General features: G+C 64.9%; 24 protein-coding genes. 11 read left to right on the top strand and 13 right to left on the bottom strand.

The features are described from left to right. The first annotated feature begins 89 nt into the window (after positions 1-89). Positions 90-1,094: a 4-hydroxy-3-methylbut-2-enyl diphosphate reductase gene (locus IEX78_RS09545; protein ID WP_188828554.1), complete on the top strand. Its 1,005-nt coding sequence runs from the start codon at positions 90-92 to the stop codon at positions 1,092-1,094. Positions 1,095-1,193: 99 nt separating this feature from the next. Here the strand turns inward: IEX78_RS09545 and IEX78_RS09540 are convergent, their stop codons facing one another. Together IEX78_RS09540 and IEX78_RS09535 are read right to left on the bottom strand one after the other, a co-directional pair. Next, complete coding sequence (locus IEX78_RS09540; RefSeq protein WP_229683842.1) at positions 1,194-2,051, bottom strand: DUF6542 domain-containing protein; 858 nt, start codon at positions 2,049-2,051, stop codon at positions 1,194-1,196. Positions 2,052-2,156: 105 nt separating this feature from the next. Next, positions 2,157-3,305 carry a DNA recombination protein RmuC gene (locus tag IEX78_RS09535; RefSeq protein WP_188828552.1) on the bottom strand — a complete coding sequence of 383 codons (1,149 nt, stop codon included), beginning with the start codon at positions 3,303-3,305 and terminating at the stop codon, positions 2,157-2,159. 155 nt (positions 3,306-3,460) lie between these two features. On the opposite strand from IEX78_RS09535, the gene IEX78_RS09530 reads away from it, so the two are divergent. Next, entirely contained in the window at positions 3,461-4,657 is a 1,197-nt protein-coding gene (locus tag IEX78_RS09530) for an exonuclease SbcCD subunit D (RefSeq protein ID WP_188828551.1), read from the top strand. 13 nt (positions 4,658-4,670) lie between these two features. Continuing rightward, complete coding sequence (locus IEX78_RS09525; RefSeq protein ID WP_188828550.1) at positions 4,671-8,375, top strand: AAA family ATPase; 3,705 nt, start codon at positions 4,671-4,673, stop codon at positions 8,373-8,375. Here IEX78_RS09525 and yczE read toward each other — a convergent pair. From yczE to IEX78_RS09490, 7 genes are all read right to left on the bottom strand, one after another. After that, on the bottom strand, positions 8,322-8,978 hold the full coding sequence (gene yczE / locus IEX78_RS09520; protein ID WP_188828549.1) for a membrane protein YczE: 657 nt from the start codon (positions 8,976-8,978) through the stop codon (positions 8,322-8,324). The two genes, IEX78_RS09525 and yczE, sit on opposite strands and share 54 nt — an antisense overlap. Positions 8,979-9,072: 94 nt before the next feature. Continuing rightward, positions 9,073-9,588, bottom strand: a complete 516-nt coding sequence (locus IEX78_RS09515; protein ID WP_188828548.1) for a methylated-DNA--[protein]-cysteine S-methyltransferase — start codon at positions 9,586-9,588, stop codon at positions 9,073-9,075. After that, entirely contained in the window at positions 9,585-11,273 is a 1,689-nt protein-coding gene (locus IEX78_RS09510; protein WP_188828547.1) for a DNA-3-methyladenine glycosylase 2 family protein, read from the bottom strand. The genes IEX78_RS09515 and IEX78_RS09510 overlap by 4 nt, the downstream gene beginning before the upstream one ends. A 53-nt stretch (positions 11,274-11,326) precedes the next feature. Next, positions 11,327-11,548 carry a YbdD/YjiX family protein gene (locus IEX78_RS24520; RefSeq protein WP_188829489.1) on the bottom strand — a complete coding sequence of 74 codons (222 nt, stop codon included), beginning with the start codon at positions 11,546-11,548 and terminating at the stop codon, positions 11,327-11,329. An 11-nt stretch (positions 11,549-11,559) separates the two neighbouring features. Further along, entirely contained in the window at positions 11,560-13,800 is a 2,241-nt protein-coding gene (locus tag IEX78_RS09500) for a carbon starvation CstA family protein (protein ID WP_188828546.1), read from the bottom strand. A gap of 134 nt (positions 13,801-13,934) precedes the next feature. Next, a complete protein-coding gene (locus IEX78_RS09495) occupies positions 13,935-14,342 on the bottom strand; it encodes a VOC family protein (protein WP_188828545.1) in 408 nt (135 codons plus the stop codon). A 4-nt stretch (positions 14,343-14,346) separates the two neighbouring features. After that, complete coding sequence (locus IEX78_RS09490) at positions 14,347-15,177, bottom strand: helix-turn-helix domain-containing protein (protein WP_308426528.1); 831 nt, start codon at positions 15,175-15,177, stop codon at positions 14,347-14,349. Positions 15,178-15,296: 119 nt separating this feature from the next. On the opposite strand from IEX78_RS09490, the gene IEX78_RS09485 reads away from it, so the two are divergent. The 7 genes from IEX78_RS09485 (at position 15,297) to IEX78_RS09455 (ending at position 19,445) form a co-directional block, all read left to right on the top strand. Continuing rightward, positions 15,297-16,211 carry a quinone oxidoreductase family protein gene (locus IEX78_RS09485; RefSeq protein WP_188828544.1) on the top strand — a complete coding sequence of 305 codons (915 nt, stop codon included), beginning with the start codon at positions 15,297-15,299 and terminating at the stop codon, positions 16,209-16,211. Between the two features lie 26 nt (positions 16,212-16,237). Then, positions 16,238-17,317, top strand: a complete 1,080-nt coding sequence (ychF, locus tag IEX78_RS09480; protein WP_188828543.1) for a redox-regulated ATPase YchF — start codon at positions 16,238-16,240, stop codon at positions 17,315-17,317. A gap of 33 nt (positions 17,318-17,350) precedes the next feature. After that, complete coding sequence (locus IEX78_RS09475; RefSeq protein WP_188828542.1) at positions 17,351-17,632, top strand: type II toxin-antitoxin system RelE/ParE family toxin; 282 nt, start codon at positions 17,351-17,353, stop codon at positions 17,630-17,632. After that, positions 17,607-17,927 carry a HigA family addiction module antitoxin gene (locus tag IEX78_RS09470; protein ID WP_188828541.1) on the top strand — a complete coding sequence of 107 codons (321 nt, stop codon included), beginning with the start codon at positions 17,607-17,609 and terminating at the stop codon, positions 17,925-17,927. Before IEX78_RS09475 ends, IEX78_RS09470 begins: the two co-directional genes overlap by 26 nt. A 17-nt stretch (positions 17,928-17,944) precedes the next feature. After that, positions 17,945-18,346, top strand: coding sequence for a hypothetical protein (locus tag IEX78_RS09465; protein ID WP_229683841.1), 402 nt, complete (start codon positions 17,945-17,947; stop codon positions 18,344-18,346). A gap of 80 nt (positions 18,347-18,426) precedes the next feature. Beyond that, entirely contained in the window at positions 18,427-18,876 is a 450-nt protein-coding gene (locus IEX78_RS09460; RefSeq protein WP_229683840.1) for a bleomycin resistance protein, read from the top strand. Positions 18,877-18,914: 38 nt separating this feature from the next. Then, entirely contained in the window at positions 18,915-19,445 is a 531-nt protein-coding gene (locus IEX78_RS09455; protein ID WP_188828539.1) for a putative immunity protein, read from the top strand. A 75-nt stretch (positions 19,446-19,520) separates the two neighbouring features. On the opposite strand, the gene IEX78_RS09450 is transcribed toward IEX78_RS09455, so the two are convergent. Both IEX78_RS09450 and IEX78_RS09445 read right to left on the bottom strand, forming a co-directional pair. After that, positions 19,521-20,111, bottom strand: coding sequence for a class I SAM-dependent methyltransferase (locus IEX78_RS09450; protein ID WP_188828538.1), 591 nt, complete (start codon positions 20,109-20,111; stop codon positions 19,521-19,523). After that, positions 20,112-20,534 (bottom strand): hypothetical protein, encoded by a 423-nt coding sequence (locus IEX78_RS09445; RefSeq protein ID WP_229683839.1) that lies wholly within the window; start codon positions 20,532-20,534, stop codon positions 20,112-20,114. A 210-nt stretch (positions 20,535-20,744) separates the two neighbouring features. Here IEX78_RS09445 and IEX78_RS09440 point away from each other — a divergent pair, with 210 nt between their 5' ends. After that, on the top strand, positions 20,745-21,053 hold the full coding sequence (locus IEX78_RS09440) for a hypothetical protein (RefSeq protein ID WP_188828537.1): 309 nt from the start codon (positions 20,745-20,747) through the stop codon (positions 21,051-21,053). Here IEX78_RS09440 and IEX78_RS09435 read toward each other — a convergent pair. Together IEX78_RS09435 and IEX78_RS09430 are read right to left on the bottom strand one after the other, a co-directional pair. Continuing rightward, positions 21,050-21,379: a hypothetical protein gene (locus IEX78_RS09435; protein ID WP_188828536.1), complete on the bottom strand. Its 330-nt coding sequence runs from the start codon at positions 21,377-21,379 to the stop codon at positions 21,050-21,052. The two genes, IEX78_RS09440 and IEX78_RS09435, sit on opposite strands and share 4 nt — an antisense overlap. 21 nt (positions 21,380-21,400) lie before the next feature. Continuing rightward, positions 21,401-21,874 (bottom strand): MarR family winged helix-turn-helix transcriptional regulator, encoded by a 474-nt coding sequence (locus IEX78_RS09430; RefSeq protein ID WP_188828535.1) that lies wholly within the window; start codon positions 21,872-21,874, stop codon positions 21,401-21,403. Between the last annotated feature and the right edge of the window lie 27 nt (positions 21,875-21,901).

The following is a 21,901-nucleotide window of genomic DNA, read 5'->3' as shown; positions in this document are numbered from 1 at the left end:
CCTGTGTGACGTGCGCCGCTTTACGGTTAGGTGACGTCGCCTTGCTACCGCGCCTGAGCGCCCGCGATCACGCACGTAAGCTTGGGCCCATGACCTCGGCAATTCCCTTGGACGTCGGCATCGCGCGTTCGGCGGGCGCGCCCATTCCCGGTGGCAAACGCGTGCTGCTCGCCGAGCCGCGCGGTTACTGCGCCGGTGTCGATCGCGCGGTGGAAACCGTCGAGCAGGCGCTCGTCAAACATGGTGCGCCCGTTTATGTTCGCAAGGAAATCGTGCACAACCGCCACGTCGTCGAGACGCTACGCGAGCGCGGCGTGATCTTCGTCGACGACAACGACGAGGTACCCGAGGGCGCGCTCGTCGTGTTTTCCGCGCACGGTGTCGCGCCGACGGTGCACGAAACGGCGGCCGCCCGCAATCTGCGCACGATCGACGCAACCTGTCCGCTCGTCACCAAGGTCCATCAGGAAGCCAAGCGGTTCGCACGCGACGACTTCGACATCCTGCTCATCGGGCACGAAGGCCACGAGGAAGTTGAAGGCACCGCGGGCGAAGCGCCGCAGCATGTGCAGGTAGTTGACGGGCCCGAATCGGTCGCGAGCGTCACCGTGCGCGACCCCGAGAAGGTCATTTGGCTTTCGCAGACCACGCTGTCGGTCGACGAAACGATGGCCACCGTCGAAGCGCTGCGCGAGCGGTTTCCCGCGCTACAAGACCCGCCATCGGACGACATTTGTTACGCCACGTCCAACCGGCAAACCGCCGTCAAGGCGATGGCACCGGAGTGCGATTTGGTGATCGTTGTTGGCTCGCGCAACTCGTCGAACTCGGTGCGACTTGTTGAGGTCGCGCTCGGCGCGGGTGCGGGTGCCGCGCAGTTGGTGGACTACGCGCGCGAGATCGACCCGGCGTGGCTGGTCGGTGCGACCACGGTTGGCGTCACCTCGGGTGCGTCGGTGCCGGAGATTCTGGTCGAAGGGGTGCTTGAGCTGCTTGCTGAGCATGGGTTCGGCGAGGTTCGGCCGGTCACGACGGCGAACGAAACACTGGTTTTCTCGCTGCCGCGCGAGGTGCGGGCCGCTCGCGGCAAGTAGCGCCGCATAACGACGAAGCGCCCCCGGATGCAATTCCGGGGGCGCTTGTCGTTGTGATTCGTGGGCGGTCGTCGCTTGAGCCGCCGCGTCGATGTCGGTTTAGACCGCGTCCGGGCGTCGGCGTTCCGTGCGCGATGAGTCGGCGCGGTCGCGGTAGCGCACGGCAGGCTGCGGGTGACCCTGAGCCTGGGCGTTCGCGTCGGTCCGCCTGCGCGGGGGAACGCGCGCGGGCTCGGGTTCGCGCGGTGCCGCGGCGTTGCGCGTTGGTCGACCCGTGCGGGCAGGTGCGGGCTTGCGCTCGGTCTTGCCGCGATCGTTTTTGCGCGGGTCGCCCTTGCGTGCCTCGTTCTTGCGGTCAGCGGCAGGGCCACGTTTGTCGGCGGGACGGCCGCGACCGGTTGGTGCCGCCATCACCTCGGTCGCGGGGTCGGTGACTGAAGCCGGGCGTGCCGATCCGCGCTTGCGTGCGGTAGCAGGCTCGGACTGGGCAGGCCGACTACGGCCGGGTTTGCGTTCGGTTCGACGTGCCGTCGCGCGTTCGCTCGGTTGGCGACTTGTAGGCGCGACAGCGGGGCCGCGGCGGTACACCGCGATGCGTCCCGCACCGATCGCGAGCACGAGCACGGTCGCGAGCATCATGGTCGGGAAGCGCTCAACCAGCGGAAGGATCAGCGTCGTGAGGATGTCTTTAAGCGACGTCGACACCTTGCCAACCAACAACTGACACGCGATCGGCACCGCGACGAACAGCAGCAGCGGCGGGGTGACCATCGTCGAGAAAATCCCACGGAACCGCACCGCGCATACCGCGAGCACGCAACCGATGACGTACAGCGCGGAGACCGTGCCAGTGGGGTAGGTCTCGCCCCCGAGACCGTCAATGAGAACGCCCAGCAGCGTGGCACCAGCGGCCAGCGCGACAGCGGCCCAGGCGGGGATGCCGGGGACCGAGGGCACGATTGAACGTTGCGGCGCGGGCACCCGGGTACGCGCTCGTTGGGAAGCAGCCACCCTAAGACACTAACCGCACATCGCTGTCGAGGGCGCTACGGCACGGAGAACTCAGACCCGATCACCGACCACCAATCCGGGGACAGGGCGTGGCCGCGTATTGGTGGAACGGATAGTGATGGGCGCGGAATCGCCGATCCCCAAGTCGTGCATCTTGCGCGCGCTGACCATTACCCGCGACTCGAGCGAACCGACCGTCGAGTTGAAAGCGTCAACGGCCTTACCAAGATTCACGCCGAGGCCATCAAGGTGTTCGGCCACTTTGCCAATTCGCGTATAGAGCTCCTTACCTAATTGTTGGACCGTTGCCATGTCGCGGGAAAGGGCTTCCTGTCGCCAGCTGAACGCGACCGTGCGCAAAAGCGCGATCAGCGTGGTTGGAGTTGCGAGGATCACGTTGCGACCGAACGCGTACTCAAGCAGGCCCGCGTCGGTGGTGACCGCGGCGTCGAGGAACGGGTCGCCGGGAACAAAAAGAACAACAAATTCAGGCGAAGGATCGAAAGCGGTCCAATAAGCCTTACTTGCCAGCTGGTCGACATGAGCGCGCAGTTGTTTAGCGTGTTGGACGAGCAGTTGCGCGCGTTTACCTTCGACGTCGGTTGTCGCGGCATCGAGATAAGCGGTAAACGGGACCTTCGCATCGACGACGATGTGGCGACCGCCTGCAAGATTGACGACGAGGTCCGGCCGACTCGCGCCAAGCCCGTCGACGCCAGCGCGGTGCACCCGGGTGTCGAAATCGCAGTGCTTGGTCATCCCCGCGAGTTCGACAACGCGCTCCAACTGAATCTCGCCCCATCGCCCGCGGACCTGCGGTGCGCGCAGGGCAGCGACGAGTTGGGCGGTTTGGTCTTGCAGTCGGTGTGAGGTGGTTTGCATTCCCGCGACTTGTTCACGCAGGCCCGAGTACGCGTCGACGCGGTCGTGCTCAACCTTGGTGATGTGGCTTTCCAGCGCGCCGACGGCATCGCGCAACGGACCGACCATCGCCGCGACGGCGCTCGAATGTCGACGCGCGGCGTCTTCGTTCGCTGCCTGTAGTGACTGCTCAAGCAAACGCTGCCCCTCACTAGCGGCAGACAGCCGCGCTTCAGCGGCGGCAACTCGCGTACCGGCCCGGGCGGAATGGCTTAACCAGCCAAGACCGAAGCCTGCGAGGAGAGCTAGGACGAGCGCGACGAGCATCGAAGCGGTCATGGTTGCGATGATGCACGAACGGTCCGACAAGTTCTCGGCTCCCTCCCAACATCGGGGCAACATCGGGGCAACTCGCCGCACGGCACGCCGCAAGATCAAGCCGACAACCCCGGATCGATTGGTTTCTGTCGGTGGTCTCGCCTACGGTTCGCGGCATGCGGATCCTGCACACCTCCGACTGGCACATCGGGCGCACCTTTCACGGTGTTGACCTGCTGGCCGATCAGGCGCGCGCGCTCGCATCGATTGCCGAATTGGTGGTCAGCGAGTCGGTCGACGTGGTTGTCATCCCCGGCGACGTTTACGACAGATCCATTCCCAGCGCCGACGCGATCGCGGTGTGCGAGCGGGGTTTCGAAGCCATCAGCGCCGCTGGCGCAACGCTGGTTGTCACCTCGGGCAATCACGATTCGCCAACGCGCCTAGGCGCGGGCGCGCGGTTCGCGGCAGCGGGCGGCCTGCATTTACGCACCCGTGTCGGCCAGGTAGCTGAGCCGGTTGTGCTCGCCGATTCGCATGGTGAAGTGGCCTTTTACGGGATCCCGTACTTGGAGCCCGAGCTGGCGCGTGCGGAACTGGCTGTGCCGCAGGCACGTTCGCATGCCGATATTCTTGACGCGGCAATGAGCCTCGTTCGCGCTGATCTCGCCGCGCGCGGTGGGGTGCGTTCGGTTGTGCTCGCGCACGCGTTCGTTGTCGGTGGGGAGGCAACCGGATCTGAACGATCGATTTCGGTCGGCGGGGTTGAAACGGTGTCGATGTCGGCGTTTAATGGGATCGACTACGTGGCGCTTGGGCATCTGCATTCGCCGCAGAAGCTGTCAGAGTCGGTGCGGTACAGCGGTTCTCCGCTCCCGTACTCGTTTGGGGAGAATTCGCATCGCAAGGCCGTGTGGATTGTTGACCTTGAAGCCGATGGGCTCGCCAAGGTTACGAGACATGATCTGCCGACAGTGCGTGGTCTGAGTCGGCTAACTGGGACGCTCGAAGAGCTACTTACGGGGATTCAATTCGCTTGTGCGCAGGACGATTACGTCTCTGCCACGTTGACCGACCAGTCACGCCCGGTCGATCCAATGCGCAAATTACAAGAACGTTTTCCGCACGCGGTCCACGTGGAATGGCAACGGCCAGACGGCGTGGGCGAACTGAACTATCGCGAACGTGTGCACGGTCGCCGCGACACCGAGATCGCGGCGAGCTTCTTGACCGATGTCCGGGGGACACCAACCGAGGGGGAGATGTCATGGGTTCAGCAGGCGCTCGCGGCGGCGGTCAGCGAGAACGAGCGGGTTCGGCCGGTTGCCGAACCAGTCGTCTCGGAGTCCGAACAGGTGGAGTTGAGCGCGTGATCGGGGTGCGCGCATGAAGCTGCATCGGTTGGAGATGACGGCGTTCGGTCCGTTCGCCGCGCCGACAGTCATCGATTTCGATGCGCTCGGTGCCGACGGACTTTTCCTGCTGCACGGGCAGACTGGCGCGGGCAAGACCACCGTTTTGGACGCGATCGCGTTCGCGCTGTACGGGCGAGTTCCGGGCGCGCGCAACGAGAGTCGGCGGTTGCATTCCGACCATGCCGATGTCGACACCGTTCCCCGCGTTGTCGTTGAAGCAACGCTCGGTGGTCGTAGGTTGCGGCTCACCCGTAGTCCCGCGCATACGCGACCCAGTTCGCGCGATGCAACGAAACTGCGGGAGATCCAAGCCAAGGGCACGCTCGAATGGCTCGACGGTTCGGGCGAGAACCTGTCGCGGCTTACCGATATTGGCGAGGAAATCCTGCGCCTGCTTGGCATGAGCGCCGACCAGTTCTTCCAGGTCGTGCTGCTCCCGCAAGGCGACTTCGCGCGCTTCCTTCGTGCCGACAACGAGGAGCGCGAGACCCTGCTCGAAAAGCTCTTCGACACCCAACGTTTCGCGAGTGCCGAGGTCTGGCTCAGTGAGCATCGAAAAGCGGTGCAGCGCAAGCTTGAAGAGAGCGTGCAGGGCATTAACCGGCTCATCACCAAGGTCGGCATGGCAGGCGGGTTCGGCGGCGCGGAGTCGGTCGCTGAGCAAGACCCGGTTGGTTGGTCGCAAGAGTTGCTTGGCACCGCACGCGAGGAACTCGCGGCATCGTCACTGGAAGTTGAAGCGCGCCAACAAGAATCGAAGGTCACCCGGTCCGAGGCCGAGGAAGCGCGTCGTGTCGCCGATCTGCATGCGCGGATGCGCGCTGCTACTGCCGACCTAGTCGAGTATGAGGCGGGTGCGAATCAGCGCGCCGCTTTGCGCGTCGAACTAGAGCAGGCCCGTCGCGCGGAACCGGTCGCGCACGCGATCGACGAGGCGCGAACAGCGGTGGTGGCGCTGCGGCGTGCGTCATCGGCGACCGAAGGCGCGGCTGGCCAGTTGGCGAAGCTGTTGTGCGCGCCTGGTGCAACCGAAGTAGTTGGCGTCGCCGAGGTACTCCGCGAGGCCGTCGACGACGAGGCTTCGGTTGAAGCGGAGGTGGTCGCGCGAGGGTTAATTGCGCACCCGGAGCTCGATTCTGTTTTGAATGCTGTTCTCGGACAATGGAATTCGTTTGTTGGTGTGCTTGGGGAAGCAAATGCGGACGCGCAGACCGCGCAACGCGTAGCTAACGAGCGAGCAGCGGCCGAGGCGGAGGTGGGCAAGCTAAGCGCCCGGATGTCGGCCGTCGCGGCGCGGCAGGAGGCATTGCCCGCTGCGTTGGCGAGCGCGGAGGAACAACTGCGCGAGGCCACCGACGCGTCGGCCGCGTTGTCCGGGTTGCGCAACGAGCTGACCCGGTTGCAAGGTGCCGCGGCTGCCGCAGTCGAATTGTCCCGAGCGCGAAGCAGTTTGGATCGTGAACAGGATGCGTTCGCTGCGGCGAGGTCGAAATACCTCGATGCACGCGAACGCGTACAAGATCTGCGTGAACGTCGACTCGCTGGGATGGCGGCTGAACTTGCAGCAGGCCTGGTCGATGCGACCCCGTGCTCGGTCTGTGGTTCCGCTCAGCATCCCCAGCCCGCGCAGCCGACCGAAGACGCGGTGTCGAAGGAAGAGGAAGCGGCTGCCGCGAAGGTAGAGCAGGCGGCTGAGCGCACTCGTGACACTATTGCCGAGCGAATTGGTCTGCTGGAGCGGGAGATTGAAGCCCTAGTCGCGCGCGGTGGCGACGCGGACCCGGTCAGCCTTGCTGCGTCGGTTCGCACCGCGACGGCCCAGTTCGAGGATGCCGACGAGGCAGCACGCCGCGTGCCCGCCGCCACGGCAACTGTCGACAGACTGCGCGCGGAGGAGGCACAGCTCAGCGACCAGGCCCGCGAGCTCGCGACGCAACACAGTCACGCGACCACCACTATCGCGGCAGCCGTAAACCGGTTGGCTGAACTCACCGAGCGGTTACGCGAGGTAGCGGGTAGCGACGGCACAGTCGCAGCCCGAACAGCGCGCGTATCGGCCCTGATTGAGATGGCGAATGCGACGCGCGCGGCTCGACAAACCGAGGTCACGGCCCGCGACGCGGTCCGCCAGATCACCACGCGTGTTGAACGTTTGGCCGATGCCGCGTCGATCGGTCCCGCTGTTGCCGGACATCGAACCGACACCGCCGCAGGTTCTGGCACAGGGCAGCCCGTAGCTGCCGAGAGCCACGCCAGCGCTGCCGCTGTTGCAGGACGTCTAACCGACACCGCCGCAGACTCTGGCACACCGGAGCCCGCTGCTGCCGAAGACGGTGCCGACCCGGGCGCCGCTGTTGCCGGACGTGTAACCGACACCGTTGCAGGCTCTGGTACAGGGCAGGCCGCTGCTGCCGAGGACGGCACCGGCGCGGCCGCTGTTGCCCCACGTGTAACCGACACCGCCGCAGGCTCTGGCGCAGGGCAGCCCGCGGCTGCCGAGGGCGTGGCCGGTGCCGCCGCTGTTGACGCCGCCGGGCGCCTCACGGACGCTGCCGCTCTTGCCGCCACCGGCGCTGCCCACGGCGGCGATGGTGCCGACGGTGCGGCAGACGACCGCGCCGCTGCTGGTGGTTCCTCGGGGAACCTCGCCGATGCCGCTGCTCGCTCACGGGGCGATCGCGCCGGATCGCACGTCTCGCCGGAGCACGGTACCGAAACTTCCGCACCTGCCGTTACGGCAACGAGTCAACCTGGGCACCAACAAGATTCGCGCGCCAACCCGGTTGTTGACCGCGATGAGGTCGCGATCCTCACTTCCTACGCTCAAGCGGTCAAGCTCGTTGCGCGCGACGCTCAACGGCAAACCTCCATCGAAAATGAGCTCACCCAAGCTGATCGGGCGGGTGCCCACGCTCGCGCTGTCCTCGCCGAGCCCGCCATTGTTGCCGCCGCCGAGCAGCCGCCCGCCGATGTTGCTGAGCTGGAGCAACGTTTCGCTGCCGCGCAACAAGCGCTCACTGCCGCTGCCAGTCGACATTCAGCCGCGCAGACGCGGGTCAATGAGCTCGAGCAACTCAGCGCCCAACTCTGGGGCGAGCTAGAGCGCGTCGCGCCAGCTCGCCGCGAGTTCAGTGAACTGGCTGGACTAGCCGAGGTTGTCGCTGGGCGCGGCGAGAACAATCGGCGAATGTCGTTGCGCTCGTACGTGCTTGCCGCAAGGCTCGAAGAGGTTGCGGTCGCGGGCTCGCTGCGATTGCGTCGCATGTCGGGCGGTCGGTACGAGTTCGTGCACTCCGACAAGGCTGGCAAGCACGGCCGGCGCGGCGGGCTCGGTATCGACGTACGCGACGACTACACCGGGGCCGTGCGCTCGGCGAAAACCTTGTCGGGAGGCGAGACGTTCATGGCGTCGCTCGCGCTTGCGCTTGGGCTCGCCGACGTCGTCGCGGCCGAGTCCGGCGGGTTGCGGCTCGACACCCTGTTCATCGACGAGGGCTTCGGCAGTCTCGACGCCGACACCCTCGATGCGGTGATGGGCGTCCTCGACGAGCTGCGCGAAGGCGGCCGGGTGGTCGGCGTAGTGAGTCACGTCGACGAGATGCGCCAACGCATCCCGACCCGACTACACGTGATCCGGGGCCGCGACGGCTCCCAGGTGAAGACCGTCGTCGGCTGACACCTCGGGGACCGCGTCGAAGCCCGGTAACCAGCCGTCGAGGTACGGGATCATCAGCCCGATCAGGGGCCCGATCCCGAACGCGTACACAAGCGTGCCAACCCCGACGCTGCCGCCAAGGAGCCAGCCGGTCGCGAGTACCGACACCTCGATCGCGGTCCGCACCGCCCATACCGGTCGGCCGGTGCGCGCGACCAGTCCAGTCATCAGTCCATCGCGCGGCCCTGGTCCCATGCCCGCGCCTATGTAAAGCACGGTCGCGACCGCGTTCAACACCACGGCCACCACCATCGCGGTGATCCGAACCCAAAGCGTTTCCGTGGTGGGCAGCAGTCGCAGACCGGCGTCGACGGCAACCGCGATCACCACGACATTGCTCACCGTCCCAAGCCCGGGCCGCTGCCGCAGCGGAATCCACGCGAGCAGCACCGCGATTCCGACGACAGCCGTGACCGCCCCAAAACTCAACGGCACGTGCGCGGCAACGCCTTGGTGAAACACGTCCCACGGATCAAGCCCGAGCCCAGCTCGAATCATCACCGCCATCGAGGTGCCGTACAGCCAGAGGCCGACATAGAGCGCAAGGAGGCGACGAACAAGCATGCACCCAGCATCCAGCAAGACTGGCCCGCTCAAAAGTGCCACTTACGCAATACTGGACTGCAAGGTAATGGCCGGATAGGCCAGCCATCCCACCTCACTCCGCCCGCTCATGGGCGAGTAACCACCGCTTCGCATCCAATCCCCACCGGAATCCGCCCAGCGCGCCACCAATGCGCACCACCCGATGGCATGGAACAAACAACGCCGCAGCATTCCGCGCGCACGCGTTCGCCGCCGCCCGGGTGGCTGCGGGTCGACCAGCCACCGCTGCGAACTCCGTGTACGTAACCGGTTCGCCCGCAGGCACTTTCCGCAACACGTCCCAAGCGTGGCTGAGGAATTCGCCTGAACGCTGGCGGACCGGGATTGCGTCGATCGCGGTCAGATCGCCTGAGTGGTAGTCGGCTATCGCGCGAGTGACCGCCCCGAGCGAATCACGTTGGCGCACTTCGGAAGGTCGCAGGGAAGCGTGGATCAGGCCGGTCAACAGTGCGGCATCGGCGGTCCAACCTGAGGCGAGCACCGCCCCGTCCGCGTCGACGACAGCGGTGAACGGCCCAATCGGCGTTGCCGCAGTCGCGAAGTCGGCGTGAATGTTCTTGTCACTCATTGGTTTTCCTCTCGGGGAAGCAGCGCGGTACGCCAAAGGTGCATGGAAAGATAGGAACGCCACGGTGCGAACCGAGCGGTGTCGCGCAGGTCGACGCCCGCGAGCTCAGCACCGCGACGCACGACAAGGTCGGTGTCGAGCAGGATGTCGGGATCGGCGACGGCCCGCATCGTCACGTAGTCGGCCGTCCACGGCCCAACCCCGCGCAACGCGAGCAACTCAGCCCGCAGCTCAGCAGCGGGTCGAGCGGCATGAATAACAAGCGACCCGTCCGCGAGCGCCCGCGCGGCCTCAACGATCGCGTCAATGCGCCGAGCAGGCCCAACGAGCACCTCCCGCCCCCGCTCCGCGATCACCGCCGCAGTCGGAAACAGTCGCAACCCGTTTGCCGCCACTTGGTCAGTGCTCAAGGTTCCTCCGCCATGCGCCAGTGCCGCACTGTCCCCGCCGCGCTCGCCGCTCCCGCCGCGCTCGTCGGCCAGCGCCGCCCTGCCCACGTCGCTCCTACCGCGCTCGTCCTCCAGAGCTCTCTTGTCCACGTGACGCACCCCGCGCTCACGCACCCGACCGGCCAGAGCCTGGGTGCCACCCGCACCAGAGTCGGTGGCTACCACCGCAAGGTCACCTTCACCGACCCGGCTCTGCAATCCACGGCCCACCGGCACCCCCAACGCCCCAACCAACCTGGCCGTATGCGTCGACGCCGCCCGCACCGAAATCTGCTGACCAATCATTGTGCGCAGCAACAACTCCGACCCGTCAACGCTGCCCGGCACGCGAATCCCCGGGCTCATGCCTAGCACCTCGTCAACGCCAAGCGGGTCAGCGTCCAAGTCGAGCAAGTGCCGCACTCGCGCGACGACCGGTGCGAGGTCGCGCATGTCGACCAACGACAGTTCCGCCCGCACATGCCCGGGCGCGAAACTCAGCGCGATGACCGCGTGGCCGTGCGGCGTAGCGAGTGCGCGCCGGTAAACGCCGTCTTCGAATGTCTCCATGCCGGCAACGGTGTGCGAGGAGAGAAACCAGGTTAGCCACGCGACGTCGAGCGGTTCGCGATACGGCAGCCGCAACGTCAGCACTCCGGGCGTCACGATGTCTGACCTTGGGCCGGTTCGGGTTTCGGTGCGCAACACCGTCGGCGTGACGGCGAAAACCTCGCGCACGGTGTCGTTGAATTGCCGAATGCTGGCGAAGCCTGCCGCGAAGGCGATGTCGCTCATCGGCATTGACGTCGTCTGAATCAACAAACGTGCGGTGTGCGCGCGATGCGCACGTGCCAACGCGAGCGGGCCCGCGCCTAGTTCCGTAGTCAGCACGCGGGTCAGCTGACGTGACGAGTACCCGAGCGCAGCGGCCAATCCGGGGACCCCATCGCGCTCAATCGCCCCGTCGCCGATGAGTCGCATGGCGCGGGCGGCCAGGTCGGCACGCACATTCCACAGCGGCGACCCGGGCGCGGCGTCGGGCAAACACCGTCGGCACGCCCGATACCCAGCCTGCTGCGCGGCTGCGGCCGTCGGCAAAAACGACACATTCGCGCGCTTAGGCGTGATCGCCGGGCACGACGGTCGACAGTAAATCCCCGTCGTGCGCACCGCAGTAATGAACTGTCCATCGAAGCGGGCGTCACGCGTCGACACCGCGCGGTAGCAGCGCTCAAAGTCCAATGCGGTGGTGGTCATGACTCCACAGTGGCACCGGCGAGAACTAAACGCTAGCGGAAATCAGCCATCGCTTAGCAGCACCGATTCTGCGGATTTCGCTCCGCTTCGGCATACCGTTCACGCCAGTAGTCGCGTTCAGACGGCACCTCCGCATTGGGATGCGCACGCCGCAAATGCGCCACGTATCGCTGATAATCCTCGCCGCCATTAATCGCGCTGTACCAGCGAGCAACCCCGCGTAACCCGGCTAAAACGCCGCGAACGGCCGACCCGAATCCGGGCCGACCGTTCACCGAAGAACTACTCACGAAACGGGCACCTTATCGGGCTTCGTCCCGTCGAGCGCGTCCCACTCGGCCTGAATCTTCTTTTCCTCAGCGGTCGCGATGAATCCGCTTGGCGCGAAGATCTTCGACGGCTGCTCGGGCGCCTCGGTGCTCGACACCGTGCCGGTCCGCAGTGCCTTGATGCAGACGAGCGCGCCGACAACAATCACGACAAGCACCAACACCGCGAACACGATCGACAGCGTGCCCTGGATGAAGGTGTTGCGAATCGCGGTTTCGACCTGCTCGGGCGTCTTTGCCGTCAAACAGCCCTTGCCCGCGTCCTTAGCCGCGACGCAGAGACTGTGCTGCTTCCAGTACCCCAGCTTCGGGTCGGCGGAGAAGATCTTTTGCCACGACGCGGTCATCGTGACGGTCACGTCCCACACCAAGCCGATGCCCGGAATCCACGCGTACTTCCACTGCCCGCGCTTGACGATGATGACAAGCACAACCGTCAGCGCGATCGCGGCGAGCAGTTGATTCGCGATGCCGAACAACGGGTAGAGCGCGTTGATGCCGCCGAACGGATCGTTGACGCCCATCAGCAGCACGCTGCCCCAACCAGCGACAACAACCAACGAGGCGACCCACGCGCCAACCCGCCACGACGGGTCCTTGAACTTCTTGAATCCGCCACCGAGGTTGCTCACGGCGTCGGAAACGAGGAACCGCGCGACACGCGTACCGGCGTCGATCGTGGTCAGGATGAACAGCGCTTCGAACATGATCGCGAAGTGGTACCAGAACGCCTTCATCGACGCGCCGCCGAGGAACTCCGAGAACACCTGCGAGATACCGACGGCCAGCGTCGGCGCGCCGCCGGTGCGGGAGATGATCGACTTCTCACCGACGTCGGCGGCCGCGTCAGCGAACAGCGCGGGCGTCGCGGGCGGTCCGGAGAGACCAAGCGAATTGGTGTATGCGGCAGCCTTTTCCGGGGTTCCGCCGGTGAGGCCGAGCGGTGCGTTCATGCCGAAGTACAGGTGTTGGTCGATGATCGACGCGGTGATGATCGCCATCACCGCGACAAACGACTCCATCAGCATGCCGCCGTACCCGATCATGCGGGCGTTGGATTCTTTGGCTAGCAACTTCGGCGTCGTCCCCGACGAGACGAGCGCGTGGAAGCCCGAAAGCGCACCACAGGCGATGGTGATGAACAAGAACGGGAACAGGCTGCCCGCGAACGCGGGACCGGTGCCGGTGTGCGCGAATTCCGAAACCGCGGGGGCCTTGAGGACCGGTGCCGTGATCAAAATTCCGGCTGCGAGCAGGGCGATCGTGCCGATCTTCATGAATGTCGACAGGTAGTCGCGAGGTGCGAGCAGCAACCAGACCGGCAGGACCGACGCGATGAAGCCATACCCGATCAGGCACCAGGCGATCGTGACGCGCGACAGCGTGAACCACTCGACGCCCCACTCGGTTTCGGAGACCCAACCGCCGCCAACGATGGCAGCGAGCAGCAAAACGATGCCGATCGCCGACACTTCCCCAACGCGACCTGGGCGCAGGTAACGCAGGTAGACGCCCATAAACAGGGCGATCGGAACAGTCATCGCGATCGAGAAAACGCCCCACGGGCTTTCGCCAAGCGCGTTGACGACAACGAGCGCGAGCACCGCGAGCAGGATCGTCATGATCACCAAGATCGCGACAATCGCGGCGATGCCGCCGACAACGCCGAATTCGTCGCGGGCCATCTGACCGAGGCTGCGTCCACGTCGCCGGGTCGATGCCCACAGCACCAAGTAGTCCTGAACGGCACCGGCGAAAACGACGCCGACGACGATCCAGATCGTGCCCGGCAGGTAGCCCATCTGGGCGGCGAGGACCGGGCCGACGAGCGGGCCAGCGCCCGCGATCGCGGCGAAGTGATGCCCGTAGAGCACCCGCCGGTCCATCGGCATGAAGTCTTTGCCGTTTTCATAGATCTCGGCGGGCGTGGCGACGTCGTCGCGCGGTTTAGTGATCTTCCATTCGATGTAGCGGGCGTAGAACCGGTACGCAATGATGTATGTACATACAGCCGCGATCACGATCCAGACGGCGTTCACTGATTCGCCGCGCGCGAGCGCCAAAATCGCCCACGCCACCGCGCCGAGCGCGCCGATTCCAGCGAAAATCAGCTTCTTCGCCGGGGTAATCGGCGTGCGGTCTACCACCCCGACCGGAGGTAAGTCCGGGTCGGTGCGGAGATATTCGATTGTCGCCATTGACTCTCCTGAAACACGCGCGACCTGCGGTGTCAAGTGTGACCCGCAGAACAACTACGAAAAAGGTAGCCGACGTTTCGCGCGTGTCGGAGCCAGATTCTCAGGTTCTGCCTAACTTGAAATTTTGTTCATGTTTAGTTCGGTGCGTAGGTACCGAAACTCCAGAGGTTGCCTTCGGGGTCGGCCGCGGTGAAGCCGCGTGAGCCGTAGTCCTCGTCGCGCAGGTCGCGGACGATCCGCGCGCCCGCTTGCGTGGCACGGGCGTACAGCTCGTCGGGTTTGGCGGTCACGAGATAGATCGACGCGCCGCCCGTCGGACGTTTGCCGAACTCGCTTTCGTCGCGTCCGGATGAGCCGAACATGATGCCGCCGCCTTCGGGCCAACGCAGTTCACCGTGTTCGACGACGCTCTCGTCGTCGGGTCGGGCGTAGACGGCGATTTCTTCGAAGCCGAACGTGGACTTGAGGTAGGCGCTCACGGCGCGTGCATCGGCGAAGGCGAGACACGGCCAGACTGCTGTGGTTGCTGTTGTTGTAGTCATGCCTCTAGCCTCGTCCGGTCAAGGGGCCGTCGTCTTGGACGGATGGAACCTCTTCGGCGAGCCACGCGGTTGGGGAAACGCCTGCGAACGCGAGGAAGTCGCGGTTGAGGTGGGCCTGGTCGTAATACCCGCACGCCGCCGCGATCTGGGCGATCGAAACATAAGACGGGGTCGCGGTGAGCAGTTGTTTTGCCCGGTCGAAGCGGATTACACGCGCTGCGGTTTTCGGGCTTGTCCCGAATTCGGCGGTGAAGCGACGGGTGAGGTGTTGCCGGGTCCAGCCGATGTGGTTGGCCAGGTCGGTGATGGACGCGGTGCCGTCGGTTCGCGTCAAAGTGGCCCACGCCCAAGCTAATTCGGGGCTAACGAGCTGATCGCGGATTGCCTTTTCTCGCAAGACGCGATCGCAGGCGGCGAACCGGCTTTGCCAATCATGGTGTGACTGGATCGAATCCGCGAGTTGGGCACCGAGAAGTTCGGTGCCCTCAACGGACTGATTCCACAGTTCCGCAGCTGGCATCCCGAACAGCAGTCGACTCCCAAGTGGGGTGAGCGAAATGGCAACGCCCTCTTGATAACCCGTGTGTTCGATGAGTGCGGGTGTTGCCTGCAATCCGCTGACCACGCAGCGATAGGCGGCGGGCGACTGGCGCGGGTCGGTCTGAGCGATCACGTCGATCGGCGGACCAATCGCGACGATGAAAGTGAGGTGACGCGACGGCAGCCCGCGATGCACTCCGGGTGCGAAGCCAGCGAGCCGGTAGCCAAGGTAGCCGTCGACGAACCCGGCGAGTTCGGGCGCGGGTTTCGCCGACACCACTTCCGTAGTCGCCATAATCCAACGCTACGCCTGTTATCGAACGGTGATCTTCCGCACTTGCCGGGCGATGGCGTGGGGAAACCCGTGTTCAGCCGGTTACCGTTGCGCCTTCGCAGTTTCTGCTAGGAGGTGTCATGCGACGGGTTCAGTACGAGCGCAGCGGTTCGAATGAGACGCTTGCCGTCGTTTCGGCCGAGGTCCCGGTACCGGGTGTTGGCGAACTGTTGGTGCGGGTCGAAGCCATCGGGGTCAACCTGTCGGCGATCCGGCGCATCAACGCCGAAACCCCGCAGGAATTGCGTGCTGAAGTGGCGGGCGAGGTCGTCGCGGTTGGTGACGCGGTCGACGGATACGCGTCCGGTTACCGCGTTGTCGGGTTGAGCACCACCGACGCCTACGCCGAGTACGTGCTGCTTTCGGCCGACCAGGCTTCCGCGATTCCCGATGGCGCTTCGGCCGTCGACGCGGTCGCGATGATGCGCAGCGGGCTTGTCGCGTTGGGCGCGCTCGACACGGCAATGCCGCTTGACGGCGAAACCGCGCTGGTCACCGCAGCTGCTGGCGGTGTCGGCCATCTCGCGGTCCAGTTGGCGCGGGTGCGCGGCGCTTCGTGGGTGGTCGGCGCGGTTTCTGACGCGGCCAAGGCCGACTTCGTGCGCGAACTCGGCGCTGACGAGGTCTACACCTACGCCGAACTTCGCTGCGGCAAGCAGGCCGATTACGCACTCGACGGCGCTGGCGAACTCGCGGGCACGATCGCCGCGCTCGCCGAGGGTGGCCGCGCGGTCACCTACGCGACTGGCACGGGTCTGCTCGACACCGACGACCTGCTTTCCGGCGGCAAGACGCTGACCGGTTTCCGCATCGGCCGCCTCGCCCAACGCGACCCGGCCCGCTACGAAGACCTGCGCCAGGAGGTGTGGCAGTTCTACGCATCGGGCCTGCTGCACCCGGTCGTGCACGCCGAATTCCCGTTGACCGAAGCCGCCGCCGCCCACGCGCTGGTCGAGCAGCGCGCCAACCTGGGCAAGGTCGTGCTGGTCCCTTGATCCCGACCGCGTAGTATCTGATCCTCGTGAGCCTCACCCTCGGAATCGTCGGCCTGCCCAACGTTGGAAAGTCGACGCTGTTCAACGCGTTGACCAAGAACGACGTCCTGGCCGCGAACTACCCGTTCGCGACCATTGAGCCCAACGTCGGCGTTGTTCCGCTGCCCGACCCTCGGCTCGACAAGCTCGCCGAGATCTTCGGTTCGGAGCGGATCGTGCCCGCTGTGGTGTCGTTTGTTGACATCGCGGGCATCGTCAAGGGCGCGTCCGAAGGTGCTGGCCTTGGCAACAAGTTCCTCGCCAACATTCGTGAGGCCGACGCGATTTGCCAGGTCGTTCGCGTGTTCGCTGACGACGACGTGATTCACGTCGACGGTCGTGTCGACGCCGCCGCCGACATTGAGGTCATCGAGACCGAGCTGATTCTGGCCGACCTGCAGACCTTGGAAAAGGCGATCCCGCGCCTGGAAAAGGAAGCCAAGGTCAAGAAGGATCGCAAGCCGCTGCTCGACGCCGCGAAGGTGGCCGAGGGTTTCCTCAATGACGGTGTGACGCTGTTCGCTGCTGGTTCCAAGGTCGACGCCGAGACATTGCGCGAGCTGTCGCTGCTGACGATCAAGCCCTTCCTTTACGTGTTCAACGCCGACGAATCGGTGCTCACCGACGAGGCCAAGGTCGCCGAGCTGCGTGCGGCGGTTGCCCCCGCTGACGCAGTTTTCCTTGACGCGAAGGTCGAAGCGGAACTGCTTGAACTCGACGACGAGTCGGCGCTGGAACTGCTTGAGTCGATCGGCCAGACCGAACCGGGCCTGCACGCGTTGGCCCGCGCTGGCTTCCACACCCTCGGCCTCCAGACGTACCTGACGGCTGGGCCGAAGGAAGCGCGCGCGTGGACAATCCACCAGGGCGACACGGCCCCGAAGGCGGCAGGCGTGATCCACACCGACTTCGAACGCGGCTTCATCAAGGCCGAACTGGTGGCCTTCGACGACTTGGTCGCCGCGGGCTCAATGGCGGCAGCAAAGGCGGCAGGCAAGGTCCGCATGGAGGGCAAGGATTACGTGATGGCCGACGGCGACGTAGTGGAGTTTAGATTTAACGTCTAGCGTTATTGACGCGCCCCGTTATATACTGGTCGTATGATCAGATCATTCGGGAGTAAGGACACCGAACGCATCTGGCGCGAGCAGTACGTCAAGGGCGTTGATCGAGCCGTGCAGCGAGCGTCTCTGCGAGAGCTTGAGCTGGTCCATGCCGCGAAGGACGTCGATGACCTTCGGATTCCGCCGGGGAACCGGTTGGAGAAGTTGGTCGGCGACCGGCGCGGACAGCACAGCATCCGCGTGAACGCGCAGGGGCGGATCTGCTTCGTCTGGAGAGAAGGAGGTGCCGAAGATGTCGAACTCGTCGACGACCACTGAGATGGACCTGATCGAGCCGATCCATCCGGGAGAGATCCTGATGGAGGATTTCATCAACGGTTTCGGGATCACGCAGAACAAGCTGGCCGTATCGATCGGCGTGCCGCCGCGTCGGATCAACGAGATCGTGCACGGCAAGCGCGGGATCACCGCGGACACTGCGATCCGGCTGGCGCGGTACTTCGGGACATCCGAGGAGCTCTGGATGAACCTGCAGTCGAACTACGAGCTGCGGATCGAGCGACGTGTACTGGGGGGCAAGATCGCCGGGATCTCCCCGCTCGTCGTCGCATGACAGGTGCTGGGCCCTACGTGCCGAACGAGTTGCTGTCGCGGCTCGTGGGTCACCGGATGTACTCGGTTGAGTTCGTGCTCAACGACTACCTGCAGCTCAGGTTCGATGGTGAGCCGGGAGGTCCAGGGCCAATCGTGCTGAACTGCTATGTCTGGCCGACGGTGACAGTCGATGGCAGAGTCTGGCGTGAGTCCGAGCTGGGGTATGCAGATTTGTTGCGACGGTTGGTGCCCGGCGCGGTGGTTGCGACCCACGAAGCGACGGGCTCAGGCATTCACATCGTCTTGGACACGGGCTCGGTGGGCATCCATCCGAAGCTGGACGAGGTGTACACCGAAGTAGCCGAGCTGAGGGGATTCGCTGACGGCGCATGGATGGTCTGGCGACCCGGCGAGGAGAGTTTCGAGGACCTGGCCTGACGATGACTCTGCACCGAACGGGAGCCCTCGGGAGCAGACGTTTCCAAGTGCGGCGACGTAGTGGAGTTCCGCTTCAACGTGTGATCGGTCTGCCGGTGAGCGAGATCGCTGAGCCCAGCCTTGTTCCGGAATTGCTTGTCTCCGATCTCCGCCGCAGCCTTGAATTCTGGTGCGGCTTGTGCGGTTTCACCATCGCCTATCGTCGGCCAGCTGAGGGTTTCGCCTACATCACGCTGGGCGGCGCGCACCTGATGCTTGAGGAACGTGGCGTCGGGCGTAACTGGTTGACCGGAGACCTGCAGGTCCCATTTGGGCGCGGCATCAACTTTCAGATCGGTGTAGCGGCGTTGGAGCCAATCCTTGCCGCTCTCCGCGACGATTCTTGGCCGCTTTATCTTGAGCCCGAAGTTAAGTGGTACCGCGTCGCGGAGGCGACGGAAGTTGGCGTCCGCCAGTTCCTCGTCGCAGACCCCGACGGCTACCTCGTCCGATTCCAGACATCAGCGGGCACCCGCCGACTCGACGGTTAAGACTTCGCGGCCGCTTGAAGCTCGGGCACTATGGGTCGGTGGCTTCTATTCAGACTCTGAGCGACGCCGATCGGCGCGTGATCGCGCGGTGGGCGATTGCCTGTGCCGAGCGAGTGCTTCCGTTGTTCCACGCCGATGCTGATGCGTCGCGCGCGATCGAGGACGCGGTTGCGCGCACACAGGCGTACGGCGGAGGGCAGGGGGGCACAGCCGACGCGATCGCCAAGCGGATGGTTGCGGTGAAGGCAGCCGGTGCTGCGACCACGCCTGCAGGCGCTGCGGCGGCGAGGTCTATCGCTCAGGCCGCCGCAGTCCCACACATGGCAGCACACGCGTTGGGCGCGGCAGCCTATGCGATAAAGGCTGTGTCGCTTGCCAATCTGGCCCAACCCGACCTGGTGAGCAACGAAATAACTTGGCAGCTGGCGGAATTAACTGAGGCCGAGCGGGCGGTTCTGCGCCAACTTCCCGCTCTCGGCGCGAGCTCGTCGGGCCCACTCGGCCCAGGCCTGCTGGCAAACGGCATCCTCGGCTCGACGATCCGCGAAATTCAGACCCGCATTGCATGATTAACCCGGCGACTCGCTTCGCCGGTTTGGCCACACCGTGCGCGATGTGCGGATCTGACGGGCGGCGTAAGACGGTCAGCGGCGGAACGCGAGGGCCGCGTGCGAACGGGCTGTCGCCGTCGCAGGGCGACCCGTCCTCGCTACTTCCGTGAAACCCGCCGCCGCGAAAATCGCCGATAGTTCTGCCGGAGGCCAGCGGTAAGCCGTTGTTACCTTGTGCGCGAAGGGTTCGCATACTTCTCCGTCGAAGAATCCAACCACCAGCGGGGCCGACGGGCGCAATACGCGGGCGATCTCTCCCACGATCAACGGCAGTGTTTCCGGCGGCTCGTGGATAAGCGAGTACCACGCCAAAGCGCCTGCTACCGAAGCGGATTCGTGCGGCAAAGCGTGCAACGTGCCCTGCGTGTACGCAACGTCGGGGTAGGTCGCCTGGGCATGCGCGACGAACGTGTCTACCAAATCGATTCCGCGCGCGTCCAAGCCCGCATCAACCAACACCTTCGTGAAATGTCCCGGCCCACAACCTAAGTCGAGAACCGGGCCATCAACGCCCAAGTTGGCCAGCACAAACCCCACATCATCGGGGTGCAAAAACTCAACTGTTCCGCACGCCTCCACGTACGCCGACGTCAGTGCGCGGTACGAACTCGCAACCGATTCCACCTAGCTAACGGTAAACGTCGCGAACCCCGGCGTCTCCGGGCCGCCCGATGCCGACGTCAACATCAGCCCAACTGTCCCAGCGCCCGTCGTCAACGTCGCGGCTGGCGGGAAGCCGTTCAGGCCCGGTCCCAACTGCGCGTAGCCCGTCGCGCCCGTCGTGATGTTCCACCACCGCACGTGCGACTGCGGATAACAGCCCCAGCCACGCGCATTCGCGCCCGTGATCACGACCGAACCCGGTTCAACAAAGACCACAGCGCAACGGCCAGGGAACGCGTCGAAGCTCCCGTTCGGGTTGCCGAAGGGGGCCGGATTGATTTGGAACGGCATCACCGCTGGATCGGCGACGGCAACACCCGATCCGCCCGCTAGCCCCAACGCCAAACTGATACCGATCACACATCGTTGAACGAAAAGCTTCACGCGTAACTCCTTAGCAGGGGAAACTGGATGTGCCCGATCGTAGTCGCACGCACCGACAACCTGCGGTAACGCGGCTGCATGAACTGGTCGCTTGCCCATAATTATGGGGGATCTGTTGTGATCACTGTAATAACGGACAAATTTTGCGCGACACTAACGCGAAGGATGAATACTGCGCTTTGGCAGTGATTTTCGAGAGTGGGTTAGCAGATGATTCGTGTACGAACTGCGATGGTCGGCGTCGCGTTGACTGCCGGATTGCTTGGCGCGGCCGCGCCCGCCTACGCGGCACCGGCGCCTGGATCGGGTTCGGCTGCCGGGTCGGCGGAGTTGGCGGTTGGGTCGGCAGCGGGTTCGGCGGGAGCGAGCGTCGGCTCAGCCGCAGCGAGCACGGGTTCGGTGGCAGGCTCAGCGGAAGCGGCGAACGGGCCAGCGCAACTGTGGTTCACCTGGCAAGCCTCTCGCTTCGCCCAAAACCTGGTTCAGTTCCTGCTTTCGGTGCCGCGCAACCAGTACTAAGCCTGTTTGCACGCCTGTTCCCAGCGTTCGGCGGCCCAGTCGCGCACTTCGCCGCTGACCGCCAACGCTGGGAGCAAAAGCGCGAAAACGATGCCGAGTAGCGTCAATCGCACCAAAAATCGCAGCTCGCCAAGCGCACGAAAAAGCACGGGCAGCACGCAAATTCCGGCCGCGACGCCAAGCGCGATAGCGGCGACCTGATGTTCGGGCCCGGCAATCAACGCCGCGCACACCCCGAAACAGAGTCCGAGCACGAGCCCACCGACGCCGATGAAGTAATTGCTCCAGGAAAGCCAGCTCGGACGGCCTGACCGATGAGTGACCACGGCCGCGAGCCTAGCGCCGGATCAGGACTCGCGAGGTGGTCTCGGCCAGGGATTATCCTCGATCTGCTCAACTGACTGATTCAACTTTCGTATCAATCTGCTGAGTTCGGCGACGTCGTCGTCGGCCCAATCCGCAAGAACGCGACCAAAACTCGCGCGCCGTTGCCGTCGATCGGCGACGAGCGCGGCGCGGCCATCTTCGGTCGCCTTGATTTTGCGCGCGACGCCGCCAGCCGGGTCGGGCACCCGTTCGACCAGATCTTGCTTGAGCATCGCCCCGACTTGCCGGTTGATCGTTGAGATATCGAGCTGAAACGCCTCCGACAGCTCGCGCAGGCTCAGCGGCTCACCCAGGTCGAGGCGGGTGAGGATGAGGAACGCCGAGCGGTCGAGCAGGTATCCGGGCAGCCGACGGGCGGTGTTGGGGAAGTGGCGGCCAATCAGGTTCAGCTCGAAGACCAGGTCGGAGAAGGCTGCGTCGGCGGATTCGGACATGTGCCAACTATGTCGCGGGAATCACGC

The organism is Nocardia camponoti (assembly GCF_014646135.1).
Lineage (GTDB): Bacteria > Actinomycetota > Actinomycetes > Mycobacteriales > Mycobacteriaceae > Nocardia > Nocardia camponoti.
This window is presented reverse-complemented; position numbering and strand designations above follow the sequence as displayed.